Consider the following 11,725-nt stretch of genomic DNA (forward strand, 5'->3'; position numbering starts at 1 on the left):
GGTAACAGTGTCACCGCGCGGCATTTTTTTATTACTATTTTATATTAATACAATGGGTATTGTTTCATCCATTCGTTCACTTCTGTTTTCACAGCGGCGATTTTCGCGTCGTTGTCGTTGTTTACCAGAACGGTATCAACGAGGTCAACGATACGTTCCATATCCGCCTCAACCAATCCGCGGGTGGTCATCGCGGCAGTACCTACGCGCATACCCGAGGTTACCATCGGTGATTTGTCGTCGAAAGGCACCATGTTTTTGTTGATGGTGATGTCCGCTTTGATCAATGTGTTCTCAGCCAATTTACCAGTCAAACCTGATTCTACACCATTTTTAGTGCGGAGGTCGATCAGCATCAGGTGGTTGTCGGTACCACCTGAGATAATGCGGTAACCTTTGTCAACGAATGCCTTAGCCATTGCCTGGGCGTTTTTCGCAACCTGGGTAGCGTAGTTATAGTATCCTTCGCTCAATGCTTCACCGAATGCAACGGCTTTGGCAGCGATAATGTGCTCCAACGGTCCGCCTTGTGTGCCCGGGAATACGCCCGAATCCAAAAGCGACGACATGGTACGCAGTGCGCCTTTCGGAGTTTTGATGCCGAAAGGATTTTCGAAATCGTTGCGCATCATGATCACACCGCCGCGTGGGCCTCGAAGTGTCTTATGAGTTGTAGTAGTAACAATGTGGCAGTGATCGAACGGATCTTTCAAAAGACCTTTCGCGATCAAACCGGCAGGGTGGGAGATATCCGCCATCAGCAATGCACCGATTTTGTCGGCCACTGCACGCAGGCGCTCGTAATCCCAGTCGCGGCTATATGCAGATGCTCCGCAGATCAAAAGCTTCGGACGCTCTTTCAATGCAGTTTCTTCTACTTTATCCCAGTCGATCAGACCAGTTTCTGCCTCCACACCATAAAATACAGGCTGGAAATATTTACCTGAAATGTTCACAGGCGAACCGTGTGTAAGGTGGCCGCCGTGCGCCAGGTTGAAGCCCATGATCTTGTCGCCGGGGTTCAAACAAGCAAGGAAAACAGCCGTATTGGCTTGTGCTCCCGAATGTGGCTGTACGTTAGCCCAGGTAGCACCGAAAAGCTCTTTCAAACGGTCGATCGCAATCTGTTCGATTTCGTCAACGACCTCGCAACCGCCGTAGTAACGCTTGCCCGGAAGACCTTCCGCATATTTGTTGGTCAACACACTGCCTGACGCCTCCATCACCTGGCGTGACGTGAAGTTTTCAGATGCGATCAGTTCGATACCAGACTCCTGGCGATGTTTTTCTCTGTTGATCAGATCAAAAATGGCGGTGTCGCGTTCAACGCTGGTGAGTGTAGACATGGGATTTGTCAGAAAAAATGGTGTGATACTCGTGGAATAAGCCGCAAAAATACAAGCAATTATTTTGGAATAAAATATTAACACTTACTTTATATTTAAAGTGCGAAGCGGCCGGAGCAACGAATGGGACCGGATAGCCCGTACTGAGGCGGCAAGCGTAATTTTAAGTATAAGTTATTTCTTAAATTATTTTAAGAATAATTGTTTTCCGTTGTACTTTTGTGGTCAAATCGTTCGTGCGTGATCGAACACATGAGTAACTTGCAGTTTAATTCGAAGTCTATTCACGAAACTCTTAAATAATTTAACATTTAGTTATGAGCCAACAAACGGTAAGTCCACAAACAATCCTGATGCAAGCTTCCAGCAATGGAAAAGGCACTACCGGCACCATAGGGCAACCCATCACCTATGAAAAAATCCCGACGCAGATTTTTGCCGATTCCAAAGAAGCGTCCTATGCAGTTGCAAAAGAGATCGCGGACCTGATCCGTCAGAAACAAAAGGAAGGTAAACCTTGCGTTTTGGGACTTGCAACCGGTTCTTCGCCGAAGACCGTTTACGCGATCCTCGTGCGTATGCACCGTGAAGAAGGTTTGAGCTTCAAGAATGTGATTTCTTTCAACCTGGATGAGTACTACCAAATGGAGCCTGACTCCATCTACAGTTACCACCGGTTCATGAAAGAGCAACTGTTCGACCATGTAGATATTCCAAAAGAAAACTATTTCCTGCCGGACGGAACAGTACCCGCTGCATTGCTGCGCGACTACTGCACGTCTTACGAGAATAAAATCAATGCGGTAGGCGGGCTGGATTTCCAGTTGCTGGGTATCGGGGGTAACGGCCACATTGGTTTCAACGAACCGGGCTCACTTATCAACTCGCATACACGCCTCATTACACTCGACCACTCCACACGCGCAGCTGCGAGCATGGAGTTCGGTGGATTGCACAATGTACCGCGCAAAGCGATCACATTGGGTGTTGCTCCTATCCTGAATGCACGCCGCGTGGTGCTGCTGGCCTGGGGTGAAAGAAAAGCTTCGGTCATCAAAAACGCCGTGGAAGGCCCGGTAACCGAGCTTAATCCGGCTTCATACCTGCAAGCACATGCAGACGTTACTTTCGTTGTCGACGAAAGCGCCGCTTCCGAACTGACCCGCATCAAAACGCCTTGGGCGGTTGATTCAGTGATTTGGGATAACAAAATGATCAAGAAAGCGGTAACGCATTTGTCGCAAACCTTGAAAAAACCAATCCTGAAACTGATCGACAAGGATTACAACGACAATGGTATGAGCGATTTGCTGGCACAATATGGTGCTTGCTACGAGATCAATATCAATGTATTCAACCAATTGCAGCATACCATCACCGGTTGGCCGGGTGGTAAGCCCAATGCAGATGACACGCACCGTCCGGAGCGCGCTCAGCCTGCGAAAAAACGCGTACTCATTTTCAGCCCGCACCCGGATGACGACATCATTTCAATGGGTGGTACTTTCCAGCGCCTGGTTGATCAGGGCCACGAAGTACACGTTGCTTACCAGACCTCTGGTAACATCGCGGTTGCTGACGACGAAGCATTGCGTTTCATCGATTTCGTGGTCGACTTCAACAATGGCTTCGATATCGACAGCCCGGATGCCAACAAATTGTTCCTGGATGCAAAAGAATTTTTGAGACATACCAAAAACAGCGAAATCGACAGCCCTGAGGTTCGTAAGGTGAAAGGTCTGATCCGTCGCGGCGAAGCAAAGGCTACCTGCCGTTTCGTAGGTATCCCTACCAGCCAGGCGCACTTCCTCGATATGCCTTTCTACGAAACCGGTACTGTTCAGAAAAAGCCGATCGGAGAAGAAGACATCAAGATCATCGAAAACCTGATCGAGGAGATCAAGCCGCATCAGATCTACGCTGCCGGCGACTTCGCCGATCCGCACGGAACGCACAAAGTGTGCTGGGATGCTATCGAAGCTGCATTGCAGCGTTCGAAACATAAGAATTTCATGAAAGACTGCTGGGTATGGTTGTACCGCGGCGCATGGGCTGAGTGGGATATTTATGAAATCGAAATGGCGGTACCGATGAGCCCTGACCAGGTGCTGAAAAAACGCCAGGGAATCTTCAAACACCAGTCGCAGAAAGACGGGGTGGTGTTCCAGGGCGAAGATTCCCGCGAGTTCTGGCAACGTGCCGAAGAGCGCAATGCGGGAACCGCGCAGCTCTACGATTCACTCGGCCTGGCCGAATACGAAGCAATGGAAGCATTCGTACGCTGGAAGTTCTAAGCAATAACTGTAAATGAAAAGAGCCCGGAAAATTCCGGGCTCTTTTCATTTTATATCTACCTGATACGCTGACTAAATGCGTCGGTCCTGGGTGTTACAATTCCATGTCAACCCACATCCTGTGCGCCATTTTTTCAACCATATTCATAACGCCTTGCACGGCGCCAAAAATGATACAAAGAGGCAGAATGACTGGTAAAAAAATGAGCCATTGCAATGCCATGGTAAAGTTAAATCTCTTGATAATTGGCGTTTTCATAACAGGATCAGGTGCTAAATAACATAGGTTTAGTATCCCAAGTTATACAATTAATTAATAGTCAACAACTTTTTACGATACTAACGCTTCTAATTTCTGTAAAATTTGAATTATTAATGTAATTATTTCAATTGGGATTCTTGATAAAGCAAAATCACCCTATTTGTTACCCGCCGATATTCGCCGGGCAGTAAAAAAAATTTTTGTTTATTTGTTATAGTAAAGTTAACTGCCAGCTCCGACATGCCTTCATCCGACATCATCCAACTATTACCCGATTCCATAGCCAACCAGATTGCCGCGGGAGAGGTCGTTCAGCGACCCGCTTCGGTGGTAAAGGAGCTGATGGAAAATGCGATTGATGCGAAGGCGACTCAGGTGCAGGTGATACTTCGTGAAGCCGGCCGGACGCTCATCCAGGTGATCGACAATGGTACGGGCATGTCCGAAACCGACGCACGCATGAGTTTCGAAAGGCATGCGACTTCGAAGATCCGCCAATCGGAAGATTTGTTCAGGATCAAGACGATGGGTTTCCGCGGGGAGGCGCTGGCGTCGATCGCGGCGGTGGCGCAGGTCGAAATGCGGACGCGCCAGGAATCGGATGAGCTGGGCACGCTGATCCGTATCGACGGCTCGGAAATCAAAACGCAGGAGGCGGTGGCTTGTCCGAAAGGCACCAACTTTTCGATCCGCAACCTGTTTTTCAATGTACCAGCCCGCCGTAACTTCCTGAAATCCAATTCAGTAGAAATGCGTCACGTGCTCGACGAGTTCCAGCGGGTAGCATTGGCGCATCCGGAAGTCGGCTTTACGCTCCATCACAATGATACCGAGGTGTTCAACCTGCAACCGGTGAAGCTGGTGAGAAGGATCATCGATATTTACGGCAAAAGCTACCGCGAGCAGCTGGCTTATTGCCAGGAAGACACTTCATACATCAATGTGCGCGGCTACATCGGCAAGCCCGAGTTTGCCCGCAAAACGCGTGGGGAGCAGTTCTTTTTCGTGAACGACCGCTTCATCAAGCATAACTACATGCACCACGCGGTAATCAGCGCATTCGACGGCACCATTCCCGAGGGCAGTCACCCGTTTTATGTTTTGTTTATTGAAATCGACCCGTCGCATATCGATATCAATATCCACCCCACTAAAACGGAAATCAAATTCGACGACGAGCGCTCGGTGTATGCGATCATCATGGCGGCAGTGAAAAAGGCGGTAGGAGTTTACAATCTGTCGCAATCGATCGATTTCGAGGAAAACATCAATTTTCTCAATCCGACGTCTGCCGAACCCAACAATAACCTGATCCCACGCACGGTCATGCCCGATTGGGCTGCGCAGCCGCGCAAGAGCGAGGGTAGTGCGTCCAAATCGAATCTGACCAACTGGAACAAGCTATTTGAGGGATTGCAAAATACCGAAGACCGGCACCGTGAGCTGGCCGCATTTGAAATGGGGACTACCACTCCTTCCCGGCCCGTGTACCAGGAACAAGCCAAGACCGTGGCCAGCAAGGTGAACCGGATGGCATCCGAGGTAGTTGCCGCTCCCGAGGCCGATGCGCTGCTATTCCAGCTCCATAACCGCTACATATTGTCGCAGGTGAAGGACGGCATCATGCTCATCGACCAGAAGGCCGCCTACGAGCGCATTCTCTACGAACGGTATCGTAAAATGCTGATTAACCGCAATGGCGCCTGTCAGCAATTGCTTTTCCCGAAAACCATCCGGCTGACGCATTCGGACATGCAGCTCGTGCATGAGACGAAAAAGGAGATACGCAGCCTGGGATTTGAATTTGATGAGTTTGGATCGAACGAACTGATCATACGGGGTATTCCGGCCGATTTACCGGAGGAAAGCGAGCAGGATTTGTTCGAAGAGTTGATCGAGCAACTTAAACAGAGTTATTCCGACCTTAAACTGAACAAGCCGGAAAGCCTGTCAAGATCACTGGCGAAGCGTTTTTCGGTGCGTTACGCCGTCAAGCTTTCGCATATGGAGATACACACATTGATGAACCAGCTGTTTTCGTCCTCGGACCCGAACCGGACGCCGGGCGGGGATCCGATCATCGTTTTATTGACGATGGATAAGCTGGCCAACATATTCCGGGGTTGAGAAACAAAAACCGGATTTGTGAAGTTAATTGGAGATAAATCTTTGAATTTGAATCAAATATGTTAGCCATAACCCCCACGGTAAGGAATTTACTCATTCTGAACATTCTATTCTATTTTATAGATTCCTCTGTTTTCAGTCTGAAAGCCGACTTTGCGCTCAGGCCGGTGATGTCGCCGGATTTCCATATTTTCCAGTTTGTCTCTTACATGTTCCTGCATGGCGGCATCGGCCACCTTTTCAGTAACATGTTTGGTTTGATCATGTTCGGACCACTGCTGGAAAGGATCTGGGGGCAGAAGCGTTTTCTGATATTTTACTTCGTAACAGGCATTGGCGCAGGCCTTTTGTTCTCGGGAATAGGCTTCTACGAAAACTGGCAATTGGCAAAGGCTGTTGAGATATATACCCAAAATCCCACACCCGACGGGTTCGCCGACTTCCTGAGCAAGCATGCCGAGGCGTATTATGAATACCGTCTCCAATTTGTCAATGATTTTGAAGCAAATCCGACTAATTCCATGTATATTCAACAGAGTATTAAGGATGTAGGAGATGTTTACGCGAACGCGCTCAGCATACCGATGGTCGGCGCTTCGGGAGCCATTTTCGGGATCCTGATGGCTTTTGGTTTGTTGTTTCCGAATACGGAGCTTTTTCTCCTGTTCGTACCGTTCCCTATAAAAGCAAAGTATTTCGTTGCTTTTTATGGGCTTTTTGAATTGTACTCAGGAATACAAAATGCTCAGTCCGATAATGTTGCCCACTTCGCGCACATTGGAGGAATGCTATTTGCATATATATTGTTGCGTTACTGGGGTACGCAAAAGTCAAATTTCTATTAGAAGAAGAAGATGAGCAATATTGTTGACGACGTTAAAAGGGAATTCGCGAAATCCGAGAATGCACTTGTAAAGATTATTCTGATAAACACGGCAGTATTTCTGATTCTGCTGCTCATGAAGATTGTGCTTACCCTCTCTCAATCTTCGAACGTATACGCATTGGTGATCAATATGTTACAACTTCCGGCCGCTACGGAAGAATTCATATACAAGCCCTGGACGCTCATCACGTATTTCTTCACACACGATGATATCTTTCACATTCTCTTCAATATGCTCTTTCTCTACTGGTTCGGGAAACTGGTAGACGAATACCTGGGCGCAAAGAGAGTCGTGGCGCTGTATATGCTGGGCGGGATCGCCGGCGGGCTGATTTATATTGTTTTATATAATCTATTGCCTTATTTCCAGGCACACATTGAAGGTTCGAGAATGCTGGGCGCATCTGCGGCCGCATTTTCAGTGGCAGTAGGTGCTTCTACACTGTTGCCTAACTACACCTTCAATCTGATCTTTCTCGGGCCTGTACGCATTAAATTTATCGCGCTGTTCTACATCATTCTGTCGCTTGCACAAACCGTTGGTCCTAATGCCGGCGGAAACCTCGCCCATTTGGGTGGGGCGTTCACAGGTTATATATTCATCAAACTGCTGCAAAACGGGACAGATCTGGGCAAACCTATTTACGGACTGCTGTCGATATGGTCACGCATTTTCCGTAAACGTCCATCCATGCAGGTAACCTACCGTGAGCGGCAGGTGTACCGCAGCACAAGTGTATATTCGTCGTCATCATCAGGTACTATCGAAATGCCAGATCAGATGGAGATCGATTCGATTCTGGACAAGATCTCGAAATCAGGCTACGAAAGCCTGACGCGTGAGGAGAAGCAGAAGTTGTTCAAGGCGAGCCAGCAAAAATAATAGTCAGACTTAATGCGTATTTGCTTAATTTTGTGACTATTTAATAAAGCGGACAGCTAGTAAATTTGATTCAATAGCCCTACGGTATGCTTATAACGCCAGGAAAATTATTAGCAACAATTAATTCTCCCGAAGATCTCCGAAAACTGGATAGTTCTCAGCTTCCGCAGGTTTGCAACGAGTTAAGGCAATTTATCATTGATAATGTGTCGGTATACGGCGGGCACTTCGGCGCAAGCCTGGGTGTTGTGGAATTGAGTGTGGCCCTGCATTATGTGTTCAATACGCCCGACGATCAGCTCGTATGGGACGTGGGTCACCAGGCTTACGGACATAAGATACTCACCGGTCGGCGCGATGAATTCCATTCCAACCGCGTTTACGGCGGACTTTCCGGTTTTCCGAAAAGAAAAGAGAGCATTTATGATGCATTTGGGGTAGGCCACTCGTCTACGTCCATTTCATCGGCACTCGGCATGGCGGTAGCATCCGCATTGGAAAAGAATTTCGAACGCCAGCACATTGCCATCATCGGAGACGGTGCTATGACGGCCGGTCTGGCCTTCGAGGGCATGAACCACGCAGGCGCAACGGACTCCAACCTGCTGATTATCCTCAATGACAACTGCATGGCCATCGACCCGAACGTTGGTGCGCTGAAAGAATACCTGACCGACATTACTACTTCGCAGACTTACAACAAGTTCAAAGACGAAGTATGGAACCTGCTCGGTAAAATGAGCAACTTTGGTAAAAGTGCCCAGGAAATCGTTTCCAAAGTCGAAACGGCCATGAAAACGGCTATTCTTCGCCAGAGCAACCTGTTCGAATCCCTCGGATTGCGCTATTTCGGTCCTATCGACGGAAATGATATCAGCCATCTGACTGAGGTATTGAAAGACCTCAAAAACATTCCTGGTCCCAAGCTTTTGCACTGCCTTACTGTAAAAGGAAAAGGCTACGGCCCGGCTGAAAAGGACCAGACGAAATGGCACGCTCCCGGCGTCTTTGACAAGATCACTGGTGAGATTCAGAAGAAAGTCTATAATACGCCTCAGGCACCGAAATATCAGGATGTGTTTGGCCATACCATTGTGGAACTAGCCAGACAAAATCCGAAAATCGTAGGTATCACACCCGCAATGCCATCCGGTTCATCTCTGAACATTATGATGGAAGCCATTCCTGAAAGGGCGTTCGACGTAGGCATTGCCGAACAGCACGCCGTTACTTTCTCTGCCGGTATGGCAACACGTGGCGACGTGGTCTACTGCAACATCTACTCCACATTTATGCAGCGCGCATACGATCAGGTCGTGCATGATGTCTGCATACAGGAGCTTCCGGTCATTTTCTGTCTCGACAGGGCAGGCTTGGTTGGTGCGGATGGTCCAACGCACCATGGCGTGTATGACATCGCTTTCATGCGCTGTATTCCAAATATGGTTGTTGCTTCTCCCATGAATGAGCAGGAACTCCGGAATATGATGTACACTGCCCAGCTCGAATCTTTTCAATCGGGTAAGAATGCATTTACCATCCGTTACCCGAGAGGCAATGGGGTTATGCCGGATTGGAAAACAACATTCGAAGAAATTCAGATTGGTAAGGGAAGAAAAGTTAGAGGCGGATCTGACCTGGCGATACTTTCATTCGGGCCACTCGGCAACTTTGCGTTGAAGGCTTGCGAAGAGCTGGAAAAGCAGGGTATCAGCGCGGGCCTTTTCGACATGCGTTTTGCAAAGCCACTGGATGAAGCTCTGCTGCACGAAATTTTCTCTTCCTATGACAGAGTCATGACATTGGAGGATGGCTGCTTACAGGGCGGATTTGGCAGTGCTGTGCTGGAATTTATGATTGACAACGGATACACAAGTCAAGTTAAACGCCTCGGAATACCGGACGCAATTGTTGAGCATGGCGAACCAGCAGAGCTGTATCAGGAATGCGGTATAGACACTGTCGGCATCATTGCTGCTTCAATAGAATTCATCCAGCGCCAATCCAAGGTCGCTTCTGTTTTGCATTAAGAATAGACATTTATATCGTGGAAAAAGCCGGTCCGGAGATCGGCTTTTTTGTTTGCCCATAATTAGAAGACTTTTATCAAAATTTTGATTTAAGAGCACCAATGTCCACGAATGAAGCCGAATACATCCTAATATTCAATATAGGCTCAAAACGCAAAAAATGGCATAGGATCGATATCTCTCGATATAACTTCGCTCCAGCTATGGCAACTTAGCGTCACCCATTCCGAGCAATGCATTATCGAGGAGTTGAACTTATCAGAATTTGGATCAAGCTAAATTTCTGGGGGCAATTAAGCATAAAGTTTGGTAAGCCTGAATAGGAAGAATGGAGTATCTCTCACACCTCTGGACGACGACCTAAATGCCTTTATCTTGGCATTGAATGACTCAGCCGAAGCATTCGTGCTTCTGTTATGAAAGAAGCGGTCCGCCGCCGCGGTTTAGAATATCCAGATAATGCGTATGGATCGACTTGGCGACGGTTTTGAAGGAGTCCAGACCGCAATCTTCGACTGTATTGTACCATAGTGCGAGCCTTTTAAATGCTTGTTCTTTGGACTTGCAAACCCGAAAAACGGCTCCTAAACCTGTTGCGAGCTTGTATGCCTGCTCGATAACGGGGTAACGCTCGAAAAGCAGTCTGGAACGCTGAACCTGCGAGACGGTCCACTTATCATGGTGCTTGAAAAGTAAGTACCTGCTTCTGACAAGCAACTGTTTTAATGTATCACCGTTGGCCAGAATTTCGGGCTGGTAAACCAAGTCGGACTGCCTGGCGGTTTCAATAGCCTGATTCTCTTGATCCAGCGCCTGCCAACGATGTTGTATCCTGATTTCCTGGACAGCATCATATGCTAATTTTTGGACGTGAAAACGGTCGATAACCTTTGACGCCTTCGGGAAACATCGGCTAACTATCATTCCGCAGCGGCGGCCGCCCATGTTAGCAGCCATATCCAGCGTAACTTCTCGCCCCTTACCGCGAATGCGCTTGGGGATTTTTCTCAAAACTTCAATGACCGAGCTGGCTTGTGTGCCTTTTACCATAGCCACCAATGAGCCTTTTCGCCCTTTGGTGGCTTTATTGGTCACAATAGTGTAAAGCTCTCCGTTGGAAAGAGAGATTTCGTCAATGCTTAAATACGGACCGGTGTTCTCAGGGTACAACAGCCAGTCAGCAGCATGCTCGCGTTGATCCCAGTCTTTGTAGTCGCTTATATGGTCTTTATACTGCTGTTGAAGCTGCTTGCTGTCAAGATGAAAGTATTTGCCTAACTGAGAACAACTAACAGGATTATTATCAATACATTGTTTTTAAAAAGTCAGCGAACTCTTTGGTCATCCGAGTCCCCTGTTGCACAACATTCCAATCTCTGCTGATAATCTCACCCGTATCCTTGACTTCCCAGCGCCGACGCTTAATGCAAAGTGTAACCTTCTGATTGCGAATGGGAAAATCTTGGATGTAAATCTCGGGCAGGAAGCCCTTCGACTCTAATTTTCGATCTTTGCACTCGGAAGGAGGAAGATTCTTTTCTTCCAGGTAGATATGCAGACCAGTGAGGCCTTCAACGATTTTCGAAAGTTCGAAATAATCAAGGATACCCTCAGGTAACAGGAAGCGCACTAGGGCTAAATAGGACTCTTGCAATGCATTCAATGTTGATTCATTGCAAAGCAACTACTTTTTTCAAAGCCCCCCAACTTTTCGGACTGATCCTCGAAAGTTGAATAATAAACAACACCCGTGTAAACGCAAAAAAGCATCCTTTATGGGGATGCTTTTATTGTTTTAATAATTGTGGCGGCTACCTACTTTACCGGGTTTGAACCAAGTATCATCGGCGGATCCGGGCTTAACTTCTCTGTTCGGGATGGGAAGAGGTGAACACCA

9 protein-coding genes and 1 rRNA gene are annotated in these 11,725 nt (G+C 47.8%); 5 read left to right on the forward strand and 5 right to left on the reverse strand.

Annotated elements, in window-relative coordinates; genetic code table 11:
* Window positions 1-44 precede the first annotated feature (44 nt).
* Window positions 45-1,346: a serine hydroxymethyltransferase gene (gene glyA / locus CLV60_RS32845; protein WP_015813262.1), complete on the reverse strand. Its 1,302-nt coding sequence runs from the start codon at window positions 1,344-1,346 to the stop codon at window positions 45-47.
* 353 nt (window positions 1,347-1,699) lie between these two features.
* On the opposite strand from glyA, the gene nagB reads away from it, so the two are divergent.
* The 5 genes from nagB (at window position 1,700) to dxs (ending at window position 9,828) form a co-directional block, all read left to right on the forward strand.
* Entirely contained in the window at window positions 1,700-3,640 is a 1,941-nt protein-coding gene (gene nagB, locus CLV60_RS32850) for a glucosamine-6-phosphate deaminase (RefSeq protein WP_106599640.1), read from the forward strand.
* 502 nt (window positions 3,641-4,142) lie between these two features.
* Window positions 4,143-6,029, forward strand: coding sequence for a DNA mismatch repair endonuclease MutL (gene mutL, locus CLV60_RS32855; protein WP_106599634.1), 1,887 nt, complete (start codon window positions 4,143-4,145; stop codon window positions 6,027-6,029).
* Between the two features lie 59 nt (window positions 6,030-6,088).
* Window positions 6,089-6,874, forward strand: coding sequence for a rhomboid family intramembrane serine protease (locus tag CLV60_RS32860; RefSeq protein ID WP_106599635.1), 786 nt, complete (start codon window positions 6,089-6,091; stop codon window positions 6,872-6,874).
* 9 nt (window positions 6,875-6,883) lie between these two features.
* A complete protein-coding gene (locus tag CLV60_RS32865; RefSeq protein ID WP_106599636.1) occupies window positions 6,884-7,798 on the forward strand; it encodes a rhomboid family intramembrane serine protease in 915 nt (304 codons plus the stop codon).
* A gap of 86 nt (window positions 7,799-7,884) precedes the next feature.
* Window positions 7,885-9,828, forward strand: coding sequence for a 1-deoxy-D-xylulose-5-phosphate synthase (gene dxs / locus CLV60_RS32870; RefSeq protein WP_106599637.1), 1,944 nt, complete (start codon window positions 7,885-7,887; stop codon window positions 9,826-9,828).
* A 293-nt stretch (window positions 9,829-10,121) separates the two neighbouring features.
* Here dxs and CLV60_RS35175 read toward each other — a convergent pair whose 3' ends face one another.
* The 4 genes from CLV60_RS35175 to rrf all read right to left on the reverse strand — a co-directional run.
* Window positions 10,122-10,202, reverse strand: coding sequence for a hypothetical protein (locus CLV60_RS35175; RefSeq protein ID WP_445438697.1), 81 nt, complete (start codon window positions 10,200-10,202; stop codon window positions 10,122-10,124).
* A gap of 40 nt (window positions 10,203-10,242) precedes the next feature.
* A complete protein-coding gene (locus tag CLV60_RS32875; RefSeq protein ID WP_445438698.1) occupies window positions 10,243-11,136 on the reverse strand; it encodes an ISAon1 family transposase in 894 nt (297 codons plus the stop codon).
* Window positions 11,132-11,491, reverse strand: a complete 360-nt coding sequence (locus CLV60_RS32880; RefSeq protein ID WP_106599638.1) for an ISAon1 family transposase N-terminal region protein — start codon at window positions 11,489-11,491, stop codon at window positions 11,132-11,134. The genes CLV60_RS32875 and CLV60_RS32880 overlap by 5 nt, the downstream gene beginning before the upstream one ends.
* A gap of 139 nt (window positions 11,492-11,630) precedes the next feature.
* Window positions 11,631-11,725, reverse strand: a 5S ribosomal RNA gene (gene rrf, locus CLV60_RS32885); the annotation flags it as partial.

It is taken from the genome of Dyadobacter jiangsuensis (assembly GCF_003014695.1).
Classification (GTDB): domain Bacteria; phylum Bacteroidota; class Bacteroidia; order Cytophagales; family Spirosomataceae; genus Dyadobacter; species Dyadobacter jiangsuensis.